Below are 26,971 nucleotides of genomic sequence, written 5' to 3' on the forward strand. Positions count from 1 at the left end.
TGTGAGTTAGCGAACTTTGGAGCCTGGCCAGCAGCCATCATATATGCGATCCATGGTGATGACATTGCCATACAGATCAATAATCAGATCTTTAGCCCGATGAGCATGTCTCATCTCGATCCAGTAACGGTTTTCCAGCAACCGGGCGAAATTGTCCACAAGAAACAATAATCGGTTCTCGCTATGAATCAGCTCCTTGCCCAGAACCTGCGGCAGCCAGATAGCTCCATTTGAGTTAAAACGGTTGGAATAGTCACGTACCTCAGCAACAGGTGCAATGTCAGCTTCCTCCAGCTTGGTCCAGAACGTATCCGCGTCACTGCGAACTTCAGCAAGATCAATGCCAACGATCGGCAGATGCTGATATTCACTCTGGCTATCCAGCTGTTCTTTCAGATGACCGAATACGAATGGCCAAACATCGGCCTCAATTTCCCCACCCCACTTTTTCCAGAAACGTGCCAGATTGTTTTTCCGGTTAAAGTTACGATGAATGCCACTGCTCCGTTCCCAGTGATAGGCGAGAATATTCGGATTAATGACCGTATCATATCCCGCTGCCCGTGCTCGCATCTGATAATCAAAATCCTCATATCCGTTAAAGAACTTCTCATCCAGCTCGCCTACCGTTTCATACACTTCCCTTTTCATGCCGAACATGGCGAATACGACAAGCTGAACTGAAAATGTTTCCTTCGGAATATCTTCAGGCGAAGCGTTCAGAAATAAGTGGCGACCAATTGTATCGGCAAATGCAATACCACAATGCTGCACGCCTCCCGTTTGCGGATAGAGCAGAACACCGCCAATCATACCGATCGTAATGTCGCTGTCCATCGTCTCTTTCATCATTGATTGCCAGTTCGGTTGAAGGATCGTATCGGAATCCAGGAAGAAAATATAATCTCCCTCTGCTCGCCGAAGCGCGCTATTGATTGATACTGCACAACCGAGTGGAAAGTCATGCTGAAGAATTTCAATCGTTACACCTTCTCTAACCTCTTGTTTCAGTTTCTCCAAATGCTGTAAGACAGCAGAACCGGAACCATCGTTGATAAAAATGATTTGAGTGGACGGGCTTACGGTCCGTAGCAATGAGTCCGTGAACAGGTTCAAAATGTTATAGTCCTGGTTAACTGGCACAATAATGGTGTAAAGCATGGAATCCCTCCTGTTGGATATGATGGAATGCGTGCAAAAGCGGGTTGAAACGGTAGCGCGTTCAGTGCAGATTATCGACCTCCTTGTCGCAAATTTACTGTCTTAATTTGGTAATGATTTGAATATACTAGAAATTTATATCATTTTTTGTAAGTTTGAAATCTTAAATTCTGAACTCTGTTAAAATTTGAATATGTACCGAAAACAAAATATCCGCCTTTCAAGTAGCGCTAATAGCTCTCCACGCAAAAAAACACCTCCAAAGTGAGTCCGTATCCAATGACACGACCGACTCCACAATGGGGTGTTATATTGCATTTATTATATGTTGTTATAAGGTAGTGGCTTTTAGAATGTATATCTTTTATCTTTCCTTTTTGCTCATAGCTCGATAATTCTTGTTGCAATATTTGCGCAAAATTCACTGTCATGCTCTACAAACAGAAGGGTTGGGGAGTATTCCAGCAGCAAGTCTTCAATTTGCATACGAGAGATGACATCAACAAAGTTGAGAGGTTCATCCCAAATGTGCAAATGAGCTTGCTCACTGAGACTTTTGGCAATTAGCACCTTCTTTTTTTGGCCTGCGCTATACGTTGAGATATCCTTCTCCAATTGCAGCCTGGAAAAATCCAGCTTCCTTAGTATCGATTTAAACAGGCTTTCATCGATTCCCTGCGTGACAGCATAATCCGATAATTGGCCGCCGAGATCAGACGTGTCCTGCGACACATAGGAGATCTTAAGCTGATGATCCTTTCGAAAATGACCAGTATAAGGGATATCCTCACCACAGATCAGTTTAAGGATGCTTGATTTCCCCGATCCGTTTTTACCATAAAGTGCAATACGATCCCCTTTTTCAACTGTGAAACTCACGTCCTTACATACCGTATTGGATCCGTATGCAATCGACACATGTTCCAATTCGACAAGTTCTTTTTTGTGAAAATCCAGTTGATGAATCTGTAGACGTTCTGCACTCTCAATATTTTTCAGAAGTTTGGACTTCTCATGAATGGCGGATTGCTGTCTCTGCTCGATATTTTTGGAACGTTTCATCATTTTGGCAGCCTTGTGTCCAATATAGCCTTTATCCACCTTTGAACCGGAATTTCTGGTACCATTTTTGGTTCTTTCCACTTCATGCGACCATCCACCCGTCCGTTTGGCAGAATCGGACAAACGCTTGATGTCCTTTATTAACTTCTCATTACTTGCAAGTTCAAACTGATCTTGCCTTTGTTTATTTTCCCACCAAGCGGAGAAGTTCCCTCTCTGAATCTCAATGTTATTTTTATTGATGGACAGGATGTGGTCTACGCTGTTATCCAAAAAGGATCGATCATGCGACACCAGAATAAATCCACTTTTGCTGCGAAGATAATTACTAACGAGTTTTCTAGCATGAATATCGAGATGATTGGTAGGTTCATCAATGAGCAAAAATCGATTATCCTTCAGAAACAAGGCAGCCAGCATCACCTTCGTTTGTTCTCCGTTAGACAAGGAATCGAATGGCCGATACAGGATATCTTCCGAAACTTTTAACAGGTTAAGCTCTCGCACAAGCTGCCAGTGTACATATTCAGGATAGACCTCTTCAATGACATCGAGGGTCATAGCTCCTTTATTCTTAACCTGAAAAGGAAAGTACTCAAAGCTGACATTCGCAGAAATAGTTCCGCTGTATTCATATTTACCAAGCAGCAGATTGAGGAATGTCGTTTTGCCTCTGCCGTTCCTTCCGGTAAAGCCCAATTTCCAATCGGAGTCCAGCTGAAAACTCACATTTTCAAATATATTATCGTAACTGCCATCATAGGCAAAGGTTAAGTTGCTAACGTTAATTAAAGACATAAAGATCATCCTTTTTATGTGAAATATAAAAGTTAACCGACGTGAAATTTACCACGACATGGTCCCTCACTTTATATTTGAACATAATCAGAATTTCAATCCGTTCTTGCATGAATGACATATCCCTCGTGTCAGAGTGATTAGAATATCCTCAAATGAAAAAACGCAAAAAAGCCCCATTCACCGGTGCTTTTTTGCGTTACATCAACCTGACTATGATAAAGAGACTTGGCGTTCAAAAATTTAACACCAAGATAATCTATGCATAGGAGGATAAAGTGCCGGATTCTGATTAGTTATGTTGTGAACCATGTCAGTGTTCATGTTCGTTGACAGGTTCACATAAACATCTACAACCTCTAATTCAGTCATCGCTCTATCCCCCTTTAAAAGCTCAACAATTTAATATCAGAAACTTAACATGGAATACAGCCATGGGTCAAGGCGAGAAATCAAGTTGTGCACCTTTTTGAATCCAAATCCACATTATCAGACCCACAAGGATTTATAGTCACCACGCGCTGTATTCAGTTGTTAAACGGCCGCATACAGCGGTTTGTACACCGGATGCCACATGGCAGCTTTTACAGCCTCTTCAACGTCTTTCAATTCTACACGCGCAACGCCATCTTCCACTGCCGCCTTGGCGACCGCCACTGCAACTTTGTACGAAACCGCATGCAACTCTTTCACTCTGGGCAGAAGTGGAGCACCTGGTGCAGAGGAGTCTACCGAATTAGCTACGGCCACTGCAGCTGCGGTAAACATGTTTTTGGTGAACTTCGATGCTTTTGCTACAATCGCTCCTAGACCCAAACCAGGGAACACAAAAGCATTATTGGATTGACCAATTTCATACAACGTGTCATTAAACATGACAGGTTCAAATGGGCTGCCTGTTGCAATCAGTGCTTTGCCATCCGTCCATTCAATCAAACTTCTTGGTGCTGCTTCGGCAAGTGAGGTCGGATTGGACATTGGCATAATGATTGGACGTTCCACATGCTTCGCCATTTCTTTGATAACTTGTTCATTAAAGGCACCTGTCACACCGGAAGTGCCGATCAGGATCGTTGGTTTGATCTGTTTCACAGCTTCCAGCAAACTGACCTGCCCTTGCTCATTCAACGCCCAATCTTTCACTTCCGCAGCATTACGTACATATGGTTTCTGGAATTCAAACAGACCTTCCGTCTCATCCGTAAGGATTCCACGGTAATCGAACGCCCAGAAACGGCTCTCCGCTTCCTCCTGCTCAAGCCCTTCTTCCATCATAGCGTCACGAATCTGATCCGCGTTACCAATACCAGCGGCCCCTGGTCCAAATACAAGGACACGATGCTCACGAAGAGGTACACCCGTCACTTGAACTCCGGACATAATTGCCGCAAGTGTAACCGCACCCGTCCCCTGAATATCATCATTAAATGTAAGGAGTTCTTCCCCATATTTCTGTATAATATTTCTGGCATTCACGCTGCCCAGGTCTTCCCAATGAAGCAGGATATCCGGGAACCACTTTGTTGTTTCTTTCACAAAGGCTTCGATAAATTGCTCATATTTTTCCCCGCGAATCCGTTCATGACGGTTGCCCACATACAATGGATCATTCAGCAGTTTGGGATTATTGGTTCCGACATCCAGCACAACAGGCAATACACGGCTTGGATCAACGCCTACGGCTGCTGTATATACCGCGAGTTTACCAATGGCAATCTTAATACCTCCAACGCCCCAGTCTCCGATGCCCAGAATACTTTCCGAGTCGGTCACAACAATCAAATCCACATCTCCAGCATGTAATCCACTGTTACGGAAAGCTTCCTCCAGCCCATCCATGTCATTGATGGATAAATATAGACCTCCAGGTCTATGGTACTGATGGCTATATTCTTGAATGGCTTGTCCGACCGTAGGTGTGTACACAATGGGCAGCATTTCACTAAGATGATCTTTCATTAGACGGTAAAAGAGTACAATATTACGGTTGAACAAATCACTAAGCATGATGCTTTTCCGCAAATTATCCGATTCATTTTGCAATTGCTGATATACTCGACTCACTTGTTCTTCAATATTTAAAACCATCGGTGGCAAGATGCCATTCAGGTTAAGCTCTCTTCTTTCTTCTTCGTTAAAGGCAGTACCCTTGTTCAACATGGGATTGGATAGAACATCCTTACCTTTCAAAGAGGTTTTCAAGTTTCCATTGGAATCTACAAAAAATGAGTTCATTTACTAATTGCCTTCTTTCATGATGTCTCTTGACGTTTTAACGTCTTATTAATTTAATTTTAACACTTAATAACTTTTAGTTAGTTACAGTTCTTCCGATGACAATTATAAAATATTTTCTATGGCATGTAAACGAACTCATGAAACTTTCATGAATGAAATTCAATTTCATTTCGATAAATAAAATTTATCACTTTGTCATTTTTCAACAAATTCATTTTATAAACAGATTCTCTTGGAATACAAAAAAGCCACGAAACTTCGTGGCTCTATCACCTTTTGTATGGGCTCAAGTATTGCTCATTCTTTTTAGGTGAGTGCTCATAGTGCTCAATACAAATAGCCTAAAAAATCAAGTTCTCCCTCACTCCATGGTAATGTTCCGACTTCTCTAACCATCAAGCCTTCGACCTTCTGAATTCCAACTCCAATTGTAGTTAAGGTTTCATGGTCAATTTTCAACCACTTACATGTGTTGTTAACCGTTTTGAATCCATTTTTGCTATACAAGTCCTCATGATCAGCAAATAATAGCACAAAATCAATATGCCCTTTGGACAGCTTCTCCACTTCCGCTAGCAAAAAGGAACCAATTCCTTGAGAACGATGTGAAGTGGAAACACACAGATCAATGATCCCTAGGACTCTTATCGCTTTTCCATTCAAATTCATCATTCTGTAATCTAATCCTACATGCCCAATCAGTTGATTATCCGAGGTGAATGCTAATATTCTGCAATGTGGAATTTGCTTAAAAAACAATCGGTCTTTCGGATAGACCTCTGGAAAACTGGCAATAAGCAATTCCTGAAGATGCATCGACCATTCTTCGTTCAAATCCATATCATAAGCTTTAACTAATTTCAAAAAATATCCCCCTGGATTAAATCGATTTCTGTTCTTTATTTGTCTCAGCTGAGTTGTAAAAGTTCAATTACGGCATGTAAGCATCCTCCACTTCAACCTTTCGTTCATTTCCGTTTGCTATGTATCTTACGTGAATGACACTTCCTTTCTGGAATTGGGGAATAAGTGTAACCGGGATATATGTCTCTACAATCGTGGGAAAAGTACGGCCGTCTACTTGGGTTACGGTCAAATCCAGTCGCACTCCCGGCCTTCCATCCATACTGGATGAAGTTTGTGTAATGTCATGAATAATAGCCTCTGCGGGAATCCCCTCTATTAAAATGCTTTTTCGAAGGTGCTGTTTCTGTTTATTGTTACGGAGCAGTTTGAATACCATAATCATAGTGATTGTGCCTGTTATAAGCCCAAAGCCAATAACAGCAACAATAGTAATTAATGTAGTCGACATAATGGCCTCCTTTTATTTGAAACTTATGTTTATTATTTCTTCTTTATATCTCTTATTCCTGCAAATTTGCTTGAACTGGAACACCTCCATATCAAAAAAACCGCCTTATAGGCGGTTTCTTATTTCAGGTTCAGCTTAATCTACTTTCGCACCATATGAGCGTACAAACAGAACCGCTTGTTCGCGATCCAAACGTACGCCTTTAATATCCAATGATTTCAGATCGATTCCTTCCAGGTTAGCGCCTCTAAGATCAGCCCCTTGCAGCTTGGCTCTGCTTAAAACTACTCTTGTGAGATCACAGTCTCTCAGATCCGCTTTGGTAAAATCCGTATCCGTAAAGTCGGCTTCAAAGAAACGAATTCCTCGCAAATCCTGTTTGCCCAATCGGGTATGTCTCAGATTCGTATAAGACCAATCACCCTGACTTAGTGTAATACCATCCATTTGTGCACCTGAAAAGTCCGAACCAGTCATCTTGCAGGAGGTAAATTTGGAAGCGAAAAGATTAGCACCACCAAATAAACAGTTTTCAAACGCCGATTCTCTATGGATGGAGCCATTCATGGAAGCACCTTTAAAGTCACACTCGATAAAACGGCAGTTGCTTGTCTCGATTTCTTCCATCGAAGCGTTCATAAAGGTACACTGTTTGAAAACACAGCTGATTAGTTCTCCATAACGCAAGTCGCGTCCTTCAAAATGTACACCTTCATACTCTTGATCCTTATATTGATACATCACGTACACCCCATTTTGTAGATTATCATGTGTTCCCCATTAAAGAGCTTTTTATAATATACCATACCGATGTCAAGTACCTGCTTAAACGTCTGCAAAAGTCAAGTCACTTTTTTATAAAAAACGTAGCTACTTCTAATAAAAAAACCGCGAAAATCGCGGCTTTTTGGCTCCATAAATGTGTTTAGCTAGTACTTCAATCAGGTTCCCTCTATAATTCCTTATATGCATAAGATCTGAAATTTTCCGTGACAGCTAACCGTTTGCTTCCTTCCAAGTAGAAGCTGTCATCTGCTCTCCAGGTATGACTTTTTTTATTTTGTCTCCGGTGATACACATAGTTATATGGTGACGTAGCATAGGTTTTGAATCCTCTTTTTCTGCATTGTCTTAGAAAGGTTACATCTTCTCCAATGGAACGATCCGTGAATCGGACCTTCTTCAATATCTCCCTTTTGAATAGAAGTGTGCCACCTTGTATAAATTCCACATATTTATTCTTCTCTTTGGGTGATCTGACCAGCAGTGTTTTTGAAGCACCCAAGTAAACGAGGCACGAATGTTTGCCCACAATATCGCTTTTCGTACGTCTTAGCCCATTCACTTGTTCTTTCAAATAAAATGGCGAGTAGTAGTCATCATCATCAAATTTAGCGATCAACGGGAATCGGGCTCGGGTAATTCCCGCATTTAGGCTTTGTCCGAGCGATATGCTTTCTGGTACTTGATAGACACTAACATTCGCATGTTTTCGAACTCGATTTTGATATAATTGCAAATTCATGCTGTCATGATTCAAAATGATGATAAGCTCTTTTGCCTTATAGCGCTGTCGATTGTAATTTTGCAGGATGTTGTCAAAGAATTGTGGCCGATTGGTGCATACAATAAAGGAGACACCGTTTCCCATTTTATTTGCTGTCATGACATACCCTCTTTTCTGCACATATATGTTTTTTCATCATACGTTCAGAAGTAGAGAATGGTATAGACAAATGGATAGCGTATAAAACACCAAAAAACCCTATGTCCTCAAGATCAGGACAAAGGGTTCTTAAATTCATACTAAGCTTAATTGGATTCGTTCATATATACGGCTTTACCTGTACGAGCTGACTCATAGAGTGCCTCCAGGATCTGTGAAACTACCAAAGCCTGTTTAGGAGTTACAACCGGCTCCAGATCTTTATCGATCGCTTCAATCCATTTTCTCATCTCTACATCTGGTGCACTTTCACTCTTTCCATCGTAGAAAGCGACCCCACCTGCACTCAATTCAATTTCGTTGGTGTACAAACGGCTGAATTTCTCGCCATTGATGCGCAAACCATTCTTCATATCCGCGCCCGCTTCGCTTCCGCTCAAGCTGCATTTCGCTTCATCCACATCCAGTGAATTGAGCGCCCAGCTGGATTCCAGCATGATCGTCGCGCCATTCTCCATTACGATCATACCGAAAGCGGAATCTTCAACGGAGAATTTTTTCGGGTCCCATGGGCCCCATGCATTCGCTGCATTTTCTCTTTGTGAAAGCTCGTGATGAGTTGTGCCCAGAACAACTTTTGGTTGATAGTTATCCATCATCCACAGTGTCAGGTCAAGTGCGTGTGTACCGATGTCAATCAACGGTCCGCCGCCTTGTTTCTCCTCATCAAGGAAAACACCCCAAGTAGGTACCGCTCTTCTTCTGATCGCATGTGCTTTGGCAAAGTAAATCGAACCGAGTTCGCCAGCTTCACACATTTGCTTCAGGTACAAGCTGTCTTCTCTGAAACGGTTATTGTATCCGATGGTCAGTTTTTTACCTGTACGCTCGGCTGCTTCAAGCATTTTTTGCGCTTCAGCAGATGTCTTGGCCATTGGTTTTTCACACATAACGTGTTTTCCGGATTCCAGTGCAGCAATAGAAATCTCTGCGTGAGAGATATTTGGCGTAAGAACATGAACAATATCAATCGTTTCATCCTGAAGTAATTCTTGATAATCGGTGTATACCTGCGCTTCGGCGCTACCATACTTTTCTTTGGCTTCTTCTGCACGTTCCTGAACGATATCGCAAAAAGCAACCAGTTCTACATTATCAAGCTTGCTCAAACTTGGCAGATGTTTGCCGTTTGCAATCCCGCCACAGCCAATAATCCCTACACGATACGTTTTACTCATATCTAATCACCCTCACTTTTGGTTTGGTTGTTTCATTTTACGGAAAGCCGATGGGGTCATCCCCAGACGCTTGCGAAAAACAGCATGCAAATAATTCGCATTGGTAAACCCTGAAGCCAGGGCAATTTGTTCGATGGAAACATTACTTTCTTCCAGATTGCGGCACACCGCACGCAGGCGAATATCCTCCAACACACGGCTGAAAGGCATTTCCGGTTGAACCTGATAAAAGATTCGTTGCAGTTGTCTGCTGCTAATATGCAGCTTCTCCGCTACATTCTCCAGCGTTACTGCTGAGGGATGATTCGCCTCCATATACTGAACGGCATAATCGTACCTGTACACAGACATGTCTCGCACAGGAGCTTCCGCCCGATTTCCCCCGATATCGTAGGCTCGGACGGTCTTCAGTAGAATGCTAATCACCTGCTGTTTAATAGACGTGTAATATCCGATCAGTTTACGGTCACAAGCCTCATAGGCTTCCAGGAAACAGTTCATGGCGCGATGATAATCATGTACCGGAACAAGAGGAAGTGTTCTAAGCTTTTCGATCGTTTCCTCTGATTCTGCTGCCTCCCACGGATCTACACCCTCTCTGGGATGTTCGATGATATCCACGTGCAGGCATAATTCATCCATGGCTTCTTGAGAATCCGCCTCCTGATAATGAACAAGGCCCGGACCCGTTAAATACAGCATGCCTTCAGAGAGCGGATGCATCTCATCCCCCAGAATGACTTTCCCTTTCCCTCTCGGGATGAAATGTAACTCGAATTCCGCATGGTTATGAAAATCAACGATTCTGCCTGCAGGAAAAGAAGTCAGATGAAATCGCAGAACCCGTATCTCGTAGTGTCCCCACAGGATCGAGACATCCAGCCTTTCCAGGATATCCTGTCGTTCAAGCATCTTCTCAAAAGGATATCGGCTCAATGCGGCACCTCCCAATACCCTATCCCTTTAACTCCTTCAAGGAGATTTTGCGTCCTTCCTTCGCAGAAAGGTTGGCGGCCTCCATCAGGCGAGTTAACTGAGTAGCCGTCTGCAAATTCTCGGTAGCAATCGTATCATTTTGAATGTGGAATACCCACTGGCTGAATGCGCTTTCTCTTCTGTCCAGCAAAGGAACCTCCGTCCATTCTTTCTGTTGATCTGAACCAACATTCGTGCGAATCAATAGCTTATCCTCCGGTGTGCCGTATAATAGTGTGCCCTCCGTACCATGCACTTCTATCGCAAACGGTGAATGACTGTTCACAAATCCAGCCTCAACCACACCGATCGCTCCGGAATCCGTAAATAAGGTAGCAACCGCATTATCTTCCACTTCTTTTCCAGTAACATATCCAAAATTAGCATTAACTCCTGTCACTTCTTGGCCCAAGAACAGATTCGTCAGATACATCGGATGACAACCGAGGTCAATTAATGCCCCGCCCTGGCAATCTTTCAGATCGTAAAAATGCTCAGGCAGCCAATTGCCAATCGCACCGTTATGCGATAGACGCACACGAACATAAGTCACTTTACCAAGTAGTCCTTGGTTCAGAACATCTTGAATCGTTAATGTATATCCATCGTTCAAACGCGGTAAAGAAACCGTCATTTTCACTCCGTTATCCTGTATATCCGAAATGATCGTATTTACTTCTTTAATAGTTGAAGCGATAACTTTCTCTGTAAAAATGTGTTTGCCCGCTTTCGCGGCAGCAGTAATCACTTCTTCGTGAAGACGTGTCGGTGCATCTACAATGACGGCATCGATGTTGTCCTGTGCCAGCATATCTTCAAGCGAAGCATAGAATGGTACATTCAGACGTTCAGCAGCTTCCTGTCCACGCTCGGCATCTTCATCCCATACAGCAGCCATCACCGTATCTTCGTGCTCCTGAGCCTGTTTAATATAATCCCAGGCATGTACGTGCCATAAGCTTATTTTACCTATTCGAATGGTCACTATGATTAACCTCCATACTATATGATATTCTGACATCTAACTATAAATTAACACAGACCCGATCTAATTTTAATAGGAACTTACGACAATAACTATATAAAATTACGACACGAATCAGAATAACCTTCTGAGAATAACAAGCAAAAAAAGCTTCCTGTTCACCAAGTCGTGATGATAGGAAGCTTTCTCTGCATGTAATCGTTCAGAATCAAGGATGTTCAAAGTTAGGTTGAAGATTTTATGGCTTATGATCTGTATGGCGGAAGTACCGGATTACCTTGCGATACATTGTCTTATCTTTTAATTGATTAAAAATATAAGGATCCGGCTTGGCGTTCACTTCAATGATCCAGGGTTTAAGACTTTGGTCCAGTCCAATATCCACGCCAATTCCCTTCAATCGTTTGTATTTCTTATTCATATGACGAGCGATCACAAGGCCAAGCTCATTCATCTCCTGAATCAGCTCTTTGCTGCGCTTTGCGGATACGTGAGATCCCAGTAGTTTGTGAATATCCACTGGCTGACCGCCGTTATGATAATTGGTTACTATTTTTTGGGGATGTGCAAGTCGACCGATTACCCCCGTCGCTTCCCACTGCTGTTTTGGGCTTAACTGCACCATGACGCGGATATCAAAGCGCCTGTTGTTGTGTTTTAGCAGATGAATCCCTCTTTGAATGAGATAGCTTCGCTGATTCACAACGTGTGCAAGACTTTTATGGAACGAATCGAAGCTATTAAACGTCACACGCTTTTTATTCATCTGATACGCAAAATCCTGTTGATTTTCCATCTCAGCCTTTATTACGCCCATTCCATGAGTTCCTATTTCAGGCTTGATATATAACATCCCATATCTGGTTATCATAGATTTTAGATTCACCTTGTTAAACTTTTGTGTATCAGGTATGAACGGTTTTATTGAATCATTATTGATAAGCTGCTTTGTTTTTAGCCATTTGCTTCTTAATGGTTGTGATTTCTCAATACCCACAGTTCGTTCCTCCCGTCTTCATATCCAACACATATCGCTGTTTCATTAAGTTCATGCATCATATGCAATTTCATTGAACGAATCTTAGGCAATACTTCTTGAATTTACACGTAAAAAGCCGACAAACCCTATTCTTTGGGCTTGTCGGCTTTTCAACTTAACATTTTCAAATCATCGTTTCCGTTTCAATTTGAAACTGGATTATAAGCATCTTCGTGATGCTTCGATTATGGCAACAGATTTTCGTCAACTGGCACATTCGTGTCCGGAGCTTCTGCTGCTGATACGAACAACCGTCCGGGCGCTTCCACTTCGACTTTGTTCCCTGCTGCATCCTGAGCACGGATCACGATCACTCCACCCTCAAGCACAAGCGAAGAAGCAGTGGTATAGGTGCCTGTATAATGACCAGGTTCCGTCTCCACCAATGGAATCTCTGCGCCAGCCTGTGTGCTCAAATTGGATGGCAGTTCAATTCGGAAAGAAGCCTGTAATTTGGGGATACTGTCGAACGAAACCGTTACGGTTTCTCCTGCCACAATCCGTACATCCTCAGCCGGAGAGATATTGGTCAGTTCGGGCAAAGACGTTTCCACATACACAGTCCGGGTCACAGTTGTTTTATTGCCTGCAATATCTGTCGCTATGATTGTGATCGTATTTTTCCCCTCATTTACAAGTACGCGGTGATAAAAGCTTCTGTCTTGCTCCAATTTCACCTTCTGTCCGTTAATGGTCACTTTGTCGAGGAATTGGTCCTGTACATCGCCCGTCACATGAACCACTTCGGTGTTGGTTCGACTTCCTTCTTCAGGTGTAAGCACCGTTAACACAGGTGCTGTCTGATCCAAGATGATCACAACTGGAAGGGAGCGATCTGTCGTTTTGCCGTTAACTACAGCCTCGGCAGTAATGGCATTAACCCCTGCACGAAGTTTAACATTCAGCTTGAATTTCCCATTCTCCACTGTCGTTGTTCCGGCTAGTTCTTTCCCGTTATATATCTTAATTTGAGCCCCAGAAGCTGGGGAAGTTCCCGATACATCAAATGTCGGCTGGTTGGTATAGGTGTTTGTCGGTTGCGTCAGTACAGGTGCATTCACCGGATATTTTACCACTGCACGAATCATATAATTACCCTCTTCTGCTGGTGCAGTACTCCATACGCCGCCTACACGCTGCCAGCTCCGCCCTGCATTCACACCATTTTCATCGGTTGCGAGTCCCGGTGCGCTCGTTCCGACAGCAGTCTGTACATAGACGATATAGAAATCACCTTGTACCACTACAGGTTCAGGAAATTCAACGGTTGTCCACTGATCATTGCGCAATGCCGTACCATCGAACGGACCCGCCAGCAATCGGCCTGGCGCTCCACCTGATCCAGTGGCATCATAGACGGCATATTTGAATGCTGTTCCTCCTGGTACTGGCCATTGTGTATTCCAGAATCGAAGTGATGCACCTGTAAGTTGTGCTGTCTCCAATTCTGGCGTCATACGTACAGCCCATGCGTTATCGGCGGCCACAAAGGCTCTTGCATTTTCAGCCGATCCATCGTCATAAGCGATTTCACCAGGAAATCCGATAAATGGTTTTAAGGCAACTTTCGCTTCGACAGTACCGTTTCCAGGTACCGTTACATTTACAGTTTTGCTATAGTAGTCCGTCGCGATGATCGACAGTGTATAGCTTCCTTCCAGAACATCCAGAGCAAATTTACCATCTGCTCCTGTGCGTACAGCACCTACTTGAGCATCTTCCAACACGAGGACGGATGCTCCAGAGATAGGTTTCCCTGTCCGCTCATCGCTCACAATACCTTCAATCTTTCCTTGAGGAATGGTTTCCAGATTGAAGTTGGCTGTTGCTCCACTTCCATCCGTGATGGTTACCGTCTTTGTTTGAGGATAATAGCCATAGGCCTCAGCCTTCAACGTGTAATCACCCGCCACGTGAGTGAAACTGTATTTGCCTGTCGTCGGGTCCGTCTTCACTGAACGTCCTGTTTCCAGAACGGTAACCGTAGCACTTGCAGGCAAGCTTTGCGGCGTTACAGAGCCTGTTCCAGGTTTCTGTACTTCAGGCTGTTCCTGCTTGGTTTTATTGAATTCAGCTTTGTCCGTACTTGAAATTTTGTACCAAGAAGTATCATATTCCGGCTTAGGTTTGTCGCTGTTCAGAACAACTGCCGTATCTTTCGTAACCGTCTCAGCGGCGATACCCAGAATGCGGAAGTCATCGATGTACCAGCCTTGCTTGACGACACTACTGTCCGAAGTCAATCTGAACCGGAATTGAACTTCATTCCCCTTTAATGCTGCCAGATCGTAGAATACTGGAGTCCATTGTTTTCCATTTGAAGAATGAGAGAATTTACCAAGCTCCGACCATGTGTTACCACCGTCTTTCGTGGCTTCAACATAACCGTAATCGTATCCGCTTTCGATTTCATACCAATGATTGAACGTCAGCGTGGCTTGATCCACCTGAGTTAGATCCACGACTGGCGATACGAGAGAATAGTTAGAAGCGTTCTCATAGTTGCTGTCCAGATCGGTTGCCCATACATTCGGCGGAGAAACTGCACTGGCAGGTCCAACGACGGGAACTCCGCGTTCCCACTCATCCTTGGTGCCGGAATGAGTCCAGCCATTATCGCTACTGCCATCAAAGTGATCGATGAAGATATCCTCAGGGACCTCCACGGTCACGGATACCTCATTCGACTTGTCACTCTCATTGCCACTATAATCAAGAGCGGCTACCGTATAAAAATAAGTCGAATCTGTTACTGTAGCCGTATCCGTAAATGTCGTTGCAGATGTATTTCCGAGCAATTCATAACCTGAGCCGGAATTCGTTGAACGATACACGTTATAGGATTTCAGATCCTCATCGTCCGATCCCGTCCAGGACAAGTTTACATTCCCCAGAATGTCTGCAGAAGCGGACAATCCGCTTGGCGCTCCCGGAGCAATATCATCTGGAGCTTGTACTGAAAAGTCATCGATATACCAACCAGCCTTTTGAACGGAATTGTCACTTGTCAGATTAAACTTGATAAACACCTGTTGACCTGCGTAGTCACGTAAGTCAATATATTGCGTTTTCCAGTCTCCACCGGCACCTGTAAAGCTCAATGCCTCTTCAAATACGAAGTCACTATCCTCTGTTGCAATGTACACTTTGCCAAAATCGATATTGCTCTCCAAATCATACCAGTGCTTGAAGGATAACAACGCTCCCTCAGAGCTATCGGTAAGATCAATTGGTGGTGCGAGCAAGTAGGCATTGCTGTTGGCTGCATAAGTCCCTGTCAGATTGGTTGCAATCACCTTGTCACCAGAGTAAGCACTTCCCGGTCCACTCGTTGGTGCTCCCCATGCCCAGGTGTTGCTAACTCCGCCCGAGGTAAAGCCCAGATTGTCTTCCTCAAAGTCTTGCAGATACCCAGGCTGAACTCCATTGGAGACAGCGACCTTATAAACTTTACTCTCGAATCCGTTATTGCCATAATCATTGACCCGGATATAGTACTCCAAGCCTTGTGACTCGATCAGAAATGCCGGAATTGTCGCTGTGTAAGTTCCATCTTTGGCATCCCCAGCTACTCGATTCATCGGCAGATATACGTATTGGCTCGTGCCCGTTGTTTTGGCAAAAGCCTCCACTGTGGTTACACCGACATTATCGGTAACACGTGCAGTAAGTGGAATATCAAGCCCCGTAAAAGCAGAATTTACAGGCGTATGTTCCAGGACCGGTGCTTCCAGATCGTCACCTGCTGTGACAACCCTGCCGGATACCGTGCCTATGCCTTCCAGTACAGAACCTACAGCATCCAGTGCATTGATAATGCCGTGACCGTAGCCGTTATTGGGCGAGGTTGGATACCGGCTGTCTGTTCTTGGTGTCGCTGTATCCGTAATGATCTGCTCCAACTGATCAACCGTAAGGGAATGATTGGCTTGAAGCAGGAGTGCGGCCAGTGCAGTGGTATGTGGGCCTGCCATGGACGTGCCGTTCCAGCCACCCTCATATACTCCGCCCGGAACAGATGAACGGATGTTAACACCTGGAGCCGAAACTTCCGGCTTAATTTCCTCATAAGGTGAAGGACCCAGTAGGGAAAACGAAGCCAGATTCCCGTTGATATCCGTTGCTCCCGTAGCGAAGCTCTCTGGATAGTTCGCAGGGTTCGCGACTGAACCTGGACCTCCCGGATTTGTCAGTGTCACATTCCCGGCTGAGAATTCCGGAAAGATCTGTGCATCACGCCAAGCTTGTACCATTGGACGGAACCACTCATCCAATCCTGGTCCCCCACCCCAGGAATTGTTAACCACATCCGGGGCAAGCTCGGGGTGCAAGTTTCCTTCAGCATCTACTGGAGCAATCAGCCATTGCCCGCCATCCAGTATAATGGCATCGGTCGTACTCGGATTAAAAATCCGAACAGCAATCCATTTTGCTCCGGGAGCAACCCCAATCTTGTTGGTGCCGTTCGCTTCGGAGCCTACCATAGTTCCCATGGTATGTGTACCATGACCGTCTCCATCCGCAGGAAGAGAAGCATGGCTATGGGGATCATACCAGCTTAGCTCGGGATCAACGATATTTCCCGAAGCATCGAGTCCTCTCCATTTGCTGCGGAGTGCTGGATGGGTGTAATCGACCCCGCTATCCAGGTTGGCAACAACGATTCCTGTACCGTCGATTCCTCTATCCCAGACTGCTGGGGCGTTGATAGAATCGATGTTCCATTCAACATTCTCTGTCTGTAGGCTCTTATCGTTAGCAGCTGCACTTTCCTTCTTATCCGCCTCTTTGGCTGGCGCCTTGGCAGACTCCGTTGCTGGAGCAGCTGTTGCGCTTTCGCTACTAATCTCGGTTTTCTGCATATAACGCTGCTCGTTAGGCAGTATTTTATCCACCTCGGGAAGAAGTGCAATCTGTTCCATGACTTCCTTCGTGCTCGTTACTGCGAGTGCATTAACGATGAAATAGCTTTTATATTCTTTGACCTTGCCAAGGTCAAGTTCCTTTTCAAGAAAACTTTCCAGGGTGTACTGAGATCGTGAGGCCGTTTCCCTCAGAGTACTGACAACCGTGCTTCTCACGGACAATTTCGTTGCCGAAGCCGTTTGCTTGTCAATCGTCGCTTTTTCCAAGGCTAGCTTGGATACTGAGGCTGTATCTACCTGTTCTTTCATTTTCACAAGATAAGTAACATAATCATTGCTCTCAAATTCTTTGGTCAGCTTTGCGTTGACTTTGGAGGTGGTGATTTTGCCCGAACTGGATTTCATGTCGATCTTCTGCGATGCGGCGTTTTCAGCTGAAACCGGATGAATGATAGATAATGCAAGGAGAAGCGACAGGCCCATGGAAAGCGGCTTGCGCAAACGATTCATCTTTATCAAACTTTTCCACTCCCTTTACCCGGTTTTTGTAATACAGTGATTCGCTGTATTTATTCCTAAAAATGAAAACGATGAAACGACCTCAACTGGACAGACTGATTGCGTTTACTTACATCAAGCCTCACCTCCTTTACAGGGCAGGTAATTAAATTACATCGTATGTGAAAGATTATTAGATAGCCAATTTCAGCGTATATATGGAAGAGGTGGATTACAGAGCAATCCATCTTGTGAGCGGAAGTTTAATCGCATGCATTAAGGAGGGTAATCACCGGCGTTAGCAAGAACGCATACTTTACAAGGGAGTATTATGGACCTGAGTAGAACAGGAGATTTCTTTACCTATGTACAAACAAACTCTTAAAATTACATATAATATAAAATTTAGAATTCTATTGTATATTTATGGTATATTATAGAGTCACAAAATGAGATATACAAGCACTTTTATAGAAAAATATAGAAATTAAGCCTTTTTAATGCTTTCATGAGTCTAATGACTCTCTGTAATTCATCTTCTTTTCGCAAATATGAAGACTCTGACGTTTCGATTGATCCAAACAGTCCTTTTTAACTATATCTGATTCATTCGGACATCAAAAAGAACGATGCGAGAAACTTCGCGTCGTTCTTTTGGGGTTCTTACAAACCAATCCTGTCATGAGCGCTGCTTCAGCCGATCCAACACTAGATACACAACGATGGCATCATCCAGATAACCAATCGGAAAGAGATAGTCCGGGATCAAATCCGCAGACGAAATAAAGTATAATAAGGCACTACCGATCAGAGTACGATCGTTCTCGGATGTAATCTCATCACAGTATTGAATATGCATTTCCTTCAAATGATCTATAAACGGTCCCGCACCGTTAATCTGATTGATTTTTAGATCAAACTCCTTGCATATTATTCGATGCCCTTCATCCGTACGTGCGTATTGTTCGTACTTAACCATTTCCTGTTTTATCCGCTCTGTTGTTATATCGAGGTCCAATAATTTCGTATGTTGCAGGACCGTTTTGATCGATTCAAGCGAATCCAGAATACCCTGCTCGGCCCCTCTTTTGACGTGATTGATTTTGTAGCCTGCAGCCTCAATAAGATGATCCAGTGAAACGTCCAACTGTTCGGAAAAAATCTGCAAATGTGTGAGCTTCGGTTGCTGCTTCCCGTTCAGTATCCGAGAAATGGTAGCCGTGTCCATTCCGCACAACGTACTGAATTTGCGCATCGAGAGCGCACGTCTGGCTAGCAGAGGCTTGATCAAATCTCCAATAAGGCAATCCTTTGTTTGATCATTTGCTCTCACCAGCATCCCTCCTGAGATATGATCGATAGTCTAGTATATGGGACAATGTGGTGAAAGTTTACCTTATTCTTTCTTCATCAACAACGTTTTGTTGCATTTTTCTCAAGGACGGACACATGAATCTCAACATGACATACATTAAGAGCAGACTACAGATCATGAGGTGATTTTATGGCGTGGATGCTTATTCTTGCTTTGGCCGTCTCTTCGAGTCTTGACAATCTGGGTGTCGGACTATCGTACGGGATCAGAAAAATTAGAATCAGCCTATTTTCGAATTTTTTGATCGCCGTTGTTTGTTTATTTTTCAGCTATTCAGGTATTTTGTTCGGGAAATGGATTTCGATCGTGCTTCCTGGCGTTTTTCCTATACTGCTGGGAACATTTATCCTACTCGTTATCGGTTTTCGTATCATTCTATTATCGGTTCCCCGCAAGAAGAAAGATCATGAAGAGACCGGTTCTCAAACCCTCGGGATCGGGTCTATTTTGCAAAATCCAGAACGGGTAGATTTGGACAAATCAAACCATATTGGAGTTCTCGAAGCATTGATTCTGGGTGTTGCCCTTTCGACAAATGCATTGACGAATGGCCTAAGCGCCGGGCTGATGGACTTATCCCCCTTGTATATTTCCCTTACCGCAGCTATCGGCAGTTTTGTTACCGTATGGTTTGGCGTGTGGATGGGATCCAAAGCGGCAAACGTTCGTATTGGTTCATTCACATTGGGACAGTTCGGAACACTTGTCAGCGGGGTTCTCTTACTGTTGATTGCAGCCAATAATTTGTTCTAATCATGTATGGCAAATTCCAAAAAGGAGACATCTGATCAGATGTCTCCTTTTGAGCATTTTGCGCTATTGTTGATAGATCCTTATCTTGTCAGAATCCTTGGTTAAACACCCGCTTGTCTATTTCAGTGCCGTAACCACTTCTTCACTCATATAGTTGATGATCTTTTCCACTTTCAAGGATGTCGCATAATTACAATGACGCTTTTTTATATTTTGACCGATTGCGATAATCAATTGCTGTAGGAAGGAATTGATGCTAATCTCATAACCCGGTAGTTTCGTATGCTAAGTGTCCACCATATGTTTAAAGACTTCTTCCAATAGATAATAGTCCTGTAGATCAGAACACCTTCCTGAATGGTATGTCTTTTACTCTCGATGGTAAATCCGCTTTCCCGCCTGTAATAAAAATGAGTTCATGATGCTGGAGCGTCCGCACACTTTTATCGGAAAACTTCCGCTGTTCATTGGGCTTCCTTGAGTTGCAATATAAAATATGAAAAAAAAGCTGTTCTATATTCATGGTTCCCTCCATGCACATATCGTCTTGCTGTATCGTTCGCTCTTCCGGTTCACCTGTTCAGGATTTCCAAAGAGAAGCATGTCTAATATACAGGTAATTCAGCTGATGATGGTTTCTCAGTTGATTCATTCAATCCTGTTTGTGTCGAAGATAAACCTAACAGAACAATAAAACAAGCTGTCTCCTATTCAAATGGAGCCCAGCTTGTTTCTTCAATTTATTAATTCTGTTGTTCGCTAAACTAAATCAGGTAATATTCACGCCACCACTTGCATAGCCGACAACGGTATTCACGAGTGTGAGTCCGGTAGCCGTCGCCGAGAACACCAACAACAGACGAGTCTGTACAGTCATAGCTGCCTACCGTTTATTGAACGACCATCTTTGTGCCTCTGTACCGTTATCATTCCATTGCTGGATTGCAGCCCCATCTGCCGTTGAAGAGCTCGAAACATCTACCGCTAATCCATTCACCTTGGAAATGATTTTATAGTAACCGTTACCCGCATCCTGGATGCTCCACCTTTGGGCGTTAGAGCCGTTATCGTCCCATTGCTGGAGCTGCACGCCGGGTGATGCTGTTGAGTTAGGAACATCCAGAACTTTTCCGCTGTGAACAGCCGTGAGTTTATAGAAACCGTCCCCTGTGCTGTCGACTCTGAACGTTTGGTTGCTCGCACTGTAGTTGGTCCATTGTTGTACTTTGGCTCCGCTTGCCGTGGATACATCCACAATATCCAACACTTTACCGCTTGCTTTGGAACCAATCGTATAGAGGCCTCCGCTGACAATGTTCGGTGTACTCGCTGCTTGATATACCCGCACGTAATCCACCAGCATTTGTGATGGGAAAGGTGTCGCATTATTAGGGCTGCCAGGCCAATTCCCGCCCACAGCCATATTCAACAGGAGGAAAAACGGACGCTGAAACTCCTCTGTGTTGCCTGTTCCATTTTCAATGTAAAACTCATTGAATTGTTTGCCATCCACAAACCATCTTATATATTTGGAATCCCATTCGATGCTGTACACATGAAATTGTGAAAAATCAAGATTTTCCGATATCTTCCCATAATCGGCATGCCCGTTAGCATCCCAATGCACGGTACCGTTTACAAATGCATTGTTGTTTACCCGCTCCATAATATCGATCTCTCCGCTCTTAGGCCAGCCGACGGAATTAATGTTGCTTCCCAGCATCCAAAAAGCAGGCCACAACCCCTGACCGGACGGCAGCTTGATACGTGCTTCGACTTTCCCATAAGTAAAATCCTTCAAGCCTTGGGTTTTGATTCGTGCGGAGGTATAGCTGCTGCCATTGTAATTTTCTTTACGTGCAGTGATGACCAGATTGCCACCTGTAACTTGCAGGTTCTCGGTGCGATTCGTATAATACTGCAATTCATTATTTCCCCATCCACCGCTGCCGGTACCGATCTCTGCAGACCAATTTGACGTATTCAGAGAACTTCCATTGAATTCGTCACTCCATACCAGATTCCAATTGGTCGCTGCGTTTGTCGTCGTGCCAGGCAGCAAAGCGATCAGGAAACTGAACAGCACCAGCATACTGACGATTTTTCTTTTTCTCAACAATATTTTCCCTCCCCATATTAACGGACTGATTCTGAACGGGGATACCCCATTTTTCTCAATCCGTAACAACGTTTACATTAAATGTATTCTGTATGTAGCTCGATTATTTCTAACAGCGAACAGGATATACAATGGACAAGATAGCCCTTCTTCAACGCGTAAACGAGTATAATCCATTACAGAATCGCACAAAGAATAGGACTATAACCGGTACGTATTACTGTTGGTTATAGCCCTTCGATCTCATCTCTTAATCCAGTTCTAATTTAAATACGACGGGTGAGCCGCTATGCACGTTCCTTGTCGTTATCGTCAAGAATTCTTCCGTCCTGCTCCATTCCGGTTCTTCGTCGAAGCCCAATACCTGAATGTCCCTAATCAGTCCATGGAAATGATGAGAGTTCTCCTTCAGCGAACGAATATGAACGATCCCGTTCTCCGGGTAAGCCATAACCGTCGCATAAAGGCAGCTTTCTTTTACAGTGAAACGAATGTCCTCACTTGTAAAGATCTTGGTCTCGCCATCTGTAAATTGCCCTTCCTTCACCTCGGTCGGCCCTTCCCCATACGTCCGCCAGAACGTCGTGTCATAGATCGCCTCACCATTCACTTCCAGCCATTGACCTATAGCGAGCAGAATATCTCTGTCTTCATCCGGGATGCTGCCATCTGCTTTTGGTCCAATATTCAACAGCAGGCTACCATTTTTGCTCACAATGTCAACGAGGTCCCTGATGATTTCATCCGCTGTTTTATAGTTATTGTTTTCTGTATAACACCAGGAATTTTTAGCGACAGCCGTATCGGTTTGCCAGAAATACGGCTTCAGATCGGCAAATTGCCCGCGCTCCACATCCGGAACGGCACAACCAAGCATAAAAGCATCATGTTTATAGTTAATCGCTACCGGAATGCCCCACTCTTCACCTTTGTTATAGTAGTAGGCGCTGAACTTTTTCAAGTATGGTTTGAACGCCGCCGTCTGGATCCACCAGTCAAAATAAAAAACGCTCGGCTGGTATTGATCCACCAGTTCACAGCAACGAATCAACCAATCTTCCAAATATTCATCCGTTGGAGGGGAGCCATATAAGTCATGATGATCCGGTTCTGGCATTGCAGGCCAGTAGAAATCCCCGCATCTGAGCGGCTCTTTGATATCTGAATCGAAGTTTTTTCCATGAGACATGAAAAACCAATGTTCAGCACGGTGTGACGAAACACACAAGATAAGACCCTGCTTCTCATACGCGACCTTCATCTCACCCAGCAAATCACGTTTGGGTCCCATTTCAACTGTGTTATAGTGAGAGAAGGAGCTTTTGTACATTTGAAAGCCATCATGGTGTTCGGCTACAGGCATCACATAACGGGCTCCTGCCTTTCTAAAAAGCACTGCCCACTCATCTGCATCGAACTTCTCTGCTCGGAACATCGGAATAAAATCCTTATAGCCAAAATCCTTCGGATGGCCATAAACACTAAGGTGATGTTCATAAGCTTTGGAGCCCTCTATATACATATTTCGTGAATACCACTCACTATCATAAGCCGGGACCGAGTAAAGGCCCCAATGAATGAAAATACCGAACTTAGCGTTCTGATACCACTCGGGAACCTCAAATGCGCTAAGGGAATTCCAATTGTCCTTATACTTCCCTTCGGCAATGGTCTCTTCGATCTGTTGCAAATATTCATTTTTATCCATGATCATTCTCATTCCTTCCGTTATCATATCCACTTGTATTGTAGTGGCATGATCCGCGGATAGACATGCAGAACGTTAACTTTAGGATGGACAATAATAACCTTTGTAGGGAGTTGAGGATAATGAATCATAAGAACTTGCTCACGAACCACTTATCCAATCTTCAGGTTGATTTGTTCATGGTCAACTTCAATCGCTGCGATACGGATTGGAGGGACCTTGATTACACACCCGATTACAGCAAATTTTATTTGATCTGTGAAGGCGAGGGCTGGCTCAAGATTGGTGATCAGGAGTATTACCCTGCACCGGGACAGCTTTTTTTAATGCCTGAGGGGGTTAAGCAATCTTACTCAGCCATCAGCAATCGTCCTTTTCTCAAATACTGGTGTCATTTCAGTGCGAGAGTGGGAGGCATCAACCTATTTCAAATTCTTAATTTTCCCCACTTCTGTACATCGGATCGGCCCGAGCTGATACAGGAAATATTCAACAGCATTCTTGACTACGCCCGATCAGGTGAAGTCTATGCGCATATGATGGCAAAAAGCAAGTTAATAGAGCTGTTGTCACACTACATTATGCATCTGGATCAGGAACAGATTAGTTATATAAATGTGTCTGTTATGGAAAAAATCTCTGCCATACTGGCCTATATCGATTCCAACATTGAAGAAAACATTTCTGTACGGGATCTGGCTCAGATTGCCTACATGCATCCTAATTATTTTATTCGTTTTTTTAAACAGCAGATCGGCGTACCCCCCATCCACTATATTGCCAGCAAAAAAATGGATAAGGCAAAAGAACTTCTGACCTGTACGTCAAAAACAGTCACTGCCATTGCCGCACACCTTGGGTTTAGTGACTTATATTATTTCTCAAGGCAATTTAAAAAGCACACGGGTCTTAATCCAACGGAGTACCGCAAACAAATCACAGTAAGAACAGTGAAAGAGATGATAGATTGCACACAGCCAAATGAAACGGAGCTCCACAAGGGAACTCCATTGTCATAACTTGCTGCGCTTTCCCGCTCCTTGATCAACTACTCTTTTGACCTCTCTCAAGTAGGCGTACCCATAATCGTCATCCGGTTCAAGGTACGCTCCTTCCGCCCACTCATTCCATGCGTTGACGAACAGGAAGCCACTCCTGTTCAATTCCTTGGCTCTCGCTATCTGTCGCGATAAATATAATCCGAATTTTTCAGGTGTTGACCCTACTGTACTCTGTCCATCAATTGATCGGCGCGGCGTATTGTCCCAATTTACAAATGCACCAGGATATACAACCTCCCCGTTTCGGTGCGGTGTTCTTTCGAGAATGGATGACCATACTTTATCGTAATTCACCACAATGTGCTTCTGCCCCTTGATGTCCAGTTCAATCCATATTCCATTCATGTGACCATGCGCAAACGTATAGTGGGGCTCAAATTCCATGCTAGCGTCAAAGACAGGAGAATTAAAGGTAGGAAAACCACCTATCGTCTGCACAAAATGGATACCCTCCAGCCCGTGTTCTATCGCAAGCCTACGCCAAAAATGAATCATTTCCTGACATCGAGGGATGCTGGCAGGCCGATAGATCAAAAATAGCGGTTTTCCCTCTACACAGATGTATCGTTTATCCTTAAACGCTCTGACCAGATAATCGAAATGTTCTTTCCAATCGCTCTCATCCCCGTAGTCTTGCGAAATAAGAATATCCTCTTCGCGTCCGTCCCATTTGCGTGTCCATGTTTCATTGGCCCATGACAAACAAAAAGGAAAATTCGGTTCTCCGCTGTCCAAAATCTCATCAAACGGTTTCTCAAGCAATCGTTTGCCTTTAAACCAATAGTGATAATAACAAAATCCGTATATTCCATAGTTTTTGGCTGTCTCAGCCTGCCATTTGCGCACCTTGGGATCTGTCAAATCATAGTAGTTCTGATGCAACGGCTTCCTGGGTTGCAAATGGCCCGGATACAGGGGGATTGTTTTTTTTACATTCGTCCATTCTGTAAATCCGTTTCCCCACCACTTGTCATTTTCCGCAATTCGATGAAATTGGGGCAAATGTAACGCAATAAGCTTCAAGTAGGACTCCTCCAATTAACAGACGTATTCATTGGAAAATAATATCCATAAGTTGCAAACTTTTATGAAGGTAGGATTGATTGTACTTCATATAAGAAAGTGCCTGGGAGGCAGCCAATCTTCGTTGTTCCACATGGTCCCAATAATGTCCAAGCTTCTGTACGAGTTCTTCAATGGTTGCATAGCGTTGGAAAACAGCCGTGTTCGCAGGACCACTTGAGGTAGCCGAAACAAGTTGAAATGTGCCGCATGCCGCTACTTCCATGATTCGTCTCGCGGATGAGTTGTCCTGAACAACAAGTTTGCTGCCGTTGTACAACTTTTCCCGAAGCTCATGAGGTTGCACAGGCACAAATGCACCGAAATCCTTCCATCCCTCTCCCTCAACTCGCACTTTTTTATCCGATAACCACGCATGAGTGGCAAGAGCATACAGGCAGCTACCAGGATGTGCATCCCCAATGATATAGATATCGGACTCGTATTCTCTTCCCACCACCTGTGGACAGAACACTGTGGGATTCGGTGGAAAAGGAAGTTCATGACATGATACCTTCCCCGTATGCTGATCGGAGGGAATGTGAGCGGAATTCTGTGTAAAAACATAATCAAAAAAAGGGATGATCGATTCCATCTGTTTTAGATCCGGCTGATCCGACAGCCAAATTGCCTTTGTGGCTGAGGATGCGCTCATTGCTTCCAAATTCTGATTCGATAGAACATCTTCTCCATGCAGGACTAGAATCAAATCTAATTGCTGTCCTGAAGTGTGATCTGCCACTGGCTGGATCGTTTTGATCTCATTGACATGTTGAACCAGATGCCTCAAGCTCTGTTCAATCAAAATAGAGTTCGCAGAGCTCTCTCTTTCCATAGCAGGAGTTATCAGGAGAACATTCAACTGTTTATATTGAACACGGGGAGAATCTGAAACTGCTCTGCTGTCTTTACTTTCCACGCTCTGTTCCTTGCCGTCTTGAATTATTTTCATAAGATGCTGCTGTAAGTCCGATTGCTGTACAACCAGATGATGCTGGATTGATTTGAGTTTACGGTTTAATGTTGCGTTTATTTGTCTAAGGTACACCTTAT

Annotated in this window: 19 protein-coding genes and 1 pseudogene; 2 read left to right on the forward strand and 18 right to left on the reverse strand. The window is 44.0% G+C overall.

From position 1 onward, the window contains the following. Nucleotides 1-6: 6 nt before the first annotated feature. The 13 genes from G3352_RS00355 to G3352_RS00415 form a co-directional block, all read right to left on the reverse strand. Nucleotides 7-1,161 carry a glycosyltransferase family 2 protein gene (locus G3352_RS00355; RefSeq protein ID WP_090949691.1) on the reverse strand — a complete coding sequence of 385 codons (1,155 nt, stop codon included), beginning with the start codon at nucleotides 1,159-1,161 and terminating at the stop codon, nucleotides 7-9. Nucleotides 1,162-1,542: 381 nt separating this feature from the next. Then, complete coding sequence (locus tag G3352_RS00360) at nucleotides 1,543-3,021, reverse strand: Lsa family ABC-F type ribosomal protection protein (protein WP_163752969.1); 1,479 nt, start codon at nucleotides 3,019-3,021, stop codon at nucleotides 1,543-1,545. Nucleotides 3,022-3,555: 534 nt separating this feature from the next. Next, the gene (locus tag G3352_RS00365; protein ID WP_163752970.1) at nucleotides 3,556-5,256 is read right to left on the reverse strand and encodes an NAD-dependent malic enzyme; all 1,701 of its coding nucleotides are present in this window, start codon (nucleotides 5,254-5,256) and stop codon (nucleotides 3,556-3,558) included. A gap of 330 nt (nucleotides 5,257-5,586) precedes the next feature. Next, entirely contained in the window at nucleotides 5,587-6,123 is a 537-nt protein-coding gene (locus G3352_RS00370) for a GNAT family N-acetyltransferase (protein ID WP_163752971.1), read from the reverse strand. 67 nt (nucleotides 6,124-6,190) lie between these two features. Beyond that, a complete protein-coding gene (locus tag G3352_RS00375; RefSeq protein WP_163752972.1) occupies nucleotides 6,191-6,574 on the reverse strand; it encodes a hypothetical protein in 384 nt (127 codons plus the stop codon). A gap of 135 nt (nucleotides 6,575-6,709) precedes the next feature. After that, nucleotides 6,710-7,315 carry a pentapeptide repeat-containing protein gene (locus G3352_RS00380; protein ID WP_076288368.1) on the reverse strand — a complete coding sequence of 202 codons (606 nt, stop codon included), beginning with the start codon at nucleotides 7,313-7,315 and terminating at the stop codon, nucleotides 6,710-6,712. Nucleotides 7,316-7,526: 211 nt separating this feature from the next. Continuing rightward, nucleotides 7,527-8,240, reverse strand: coding sequence for a glycosyltransferase family 2 protein (locus G3352_RS00385; protein ID WP_163752973.1), 714 nt, complete (start codon nucleotides 8,238-8,240; stop codon nucleotides 7,527-7,529). Between the two features lie 146 nt (nucleotides 8,241-8,386). Continuing rightward, complete coding sequence (locus G3352_RS00390; protein WP_076288366.1) at nucleotides 8,387-9,478, reverse strand: Gfo/Idh/MocA family protein; 1,092 nt, start codon at nucleotides 9,476-9,478, stop codon at nucleotides 8,387-8,389. A gap of 12 nt (nucleotides 9,479-9,490) precedes the next feature. Beyond that, on the reverse strand, nucleotides 9,491-10,414 hold the full coding sequence (locus G3352_RS00395) for an AraC family transcriptional regulator (protein ID WP_240342869.1): 924 nt from the start codon (nucleotides 10,412-10,414) through the stop codon (nucleotides 9,491-9,493). Nucleotides 10,415-10,433: 19 nt separating this feature from the next. After that, nucleotides 10,434-11,438 (reverse strand): Gfo/Idh/MocA family protein, encoded by a 1,005-nt coding sequence (locus G3352_RS00400; RefSeq protein WP_345940700.1) that lies wholly within the window; start codon nucleotides 11,436-11,438, stop codon nucleotides 10,434-10,436. Nucleotides 11,439-11,676: 238 nt separating this feature from the next. Next, nucleotides 11,677-12,435 (reverse strand): YheC/YheD family protein, encoded by a 759-nt coding sequence (locus G3352_RS00405; RefSeq protein WP_163752975.1) that lies wholly within the window; start codon nucleotides 12,433-12,435, stop codon nucleotides 11,677-11,679. A gap of 227 nt (nucleotides 12,436-12,662) precedes the next feature. Next, a complete protein-coding gene (locus tag G3352_RS00410) occupies nucleotides 12,663-17,861 on the reverse strand; it encodes a S8 family serine peptidase (protein WP_163752976.1) in 5,199 nt (1,732 codons plus the stop codon). Between the two features lie 658 nt (nucleotides 17,862-18,519). After that, nucleotides 18,520-19,179, reverse strand: coding sequence for a DUF1232 domain-containing protein (locus tag G3352_RS00415; RefSeq protein ID WP_163752977.1), 660 nt, complete (start codon nucleotides 19,177-19,179; stop codon nucleotides 18,520-18,522). Between the two features lie 165 nt (nucleotides 19,180-19,344). Here G3352_RS00415 and ytaF point away from each other — a divergent pair, with 165 nt between their 5' ends. Beyond that, nucleotides 19,345-19,968: a sporulation membrane protein YtaF gene (gene ytaF / locus G3352_RS00420; protein WP_163752978.1), complete on the forward strand. Its 624-nt coding sequence runs from the start codon at nucleotides 19,345-19,347 to the stop codon at nucleotides 19,966-19,968. Nucleotides 19,969-20,737: 769 nt separating this feature from the next. Here ytaF and G3352_RS31655 read toward each other — a convergent pair. The 3 genes and pseudogenes from G3352_RS31655 to G3352_RS00430 all read right to left on the reverse strand — a co-directional run. Continuing rightward, nucleotides 20,738-20,848, reverse strand: a pseudogene (locus tag G3352_RS31655) (exosporium glycoprotein BclB-related protein); the annotation flags it as partial. A 3-nt stretch (nucleotides 20,849-20,851) separates the two neighbouring features. Further along, nucleotides 20,852-22,060: an RICIN domain-containing protein gene (locus G3352_RS00425; RefSeq protein WP_413027986.1), complete on the reverse strand. Its 1,209-nt coding sequence runs from the start codon at nucleotides 22,058-22,060 to the stop codon at nucleotides 20,852-20,854. 277 nt (nucleotides 22,061-22,337) lie between these two features. Then, nucleotides 22,338-23,795: an alpha-L-fucosidase gene (locus tag G3352_RS00430; RefSeq protein WP_163752980.1), complete on the reverse strand. Its 1,458-nt coding sequence runs from the start codon at nucleotides 23,793-23,795 to the stop codon at nucleotides 22,338-22,340. A 122-nt stretch (nucleotides 23,796-23,917) separates the two neighbouring features. Here G3352_RS00430 and G3352_RS00435 point away from each other — a divergent pair, with 122 nt between their 5' ends. Then, the gene (locus G3352_RS00435) at nucleotides 23,918-24,814 is read left to right on the forward strand and encodes an AraC family transcriptional regulator (RefSeq protein ID WP_163752981.1); all 897 of its coding nucleotides are present in this window, start codon (nucleotides 23,918-23,920) and stop codon (nucleotides 24,812-24,814) included. On the opposite strand, the gene G3352_RS00440 is transcribed toward G3352_RS00435, so the two are convergent. Then, the gene (locus G3352_RS00440) at nucleotides 24,809-25,879 is read right to left on the reverse strand and encodes a glycosyltransferase WbsX family protein (protein ID WP_163752982.1); all 1,071 of its coding nucleotides are present in this window, start codon (nucleotides 25,877-25,879) and stop codon (nucleotides 24,809-24,811) included. The two genes, G3352_RS00435 and G3352_RS00440, sit on opposite strands and share 6 nt — an antisense overlap. Before the next feature lie 28 nt (nucleotides 25,880-25,907). Next, nucleotides 25,908-26,870 carry a glycosyltransferase family protein gene (locus G3352_RS00445; RefSeq protein WP_163752983.1) on the reverse strand — a complete coding sequence of 321 codons (963 nt, stop codon included), beginning with the start codon at nucleotides 26,868-26,870 and terminating at the stop codon, nucleotides 25,908-25,910. Nucleotides 26,871-26,971 lie beyond the last annotated feature (101 nt).

Origin of the sequence: Paenibacillus sp. ALJ109b (assembly GCF_010747435.1) — a bacterium.
Classification (GTDB): Bacteria; Bacillota; Bacilli; order Paenibacillales; family Paenibacillaceae; genus Paenibacillus; species Paenibacillus taichungensis.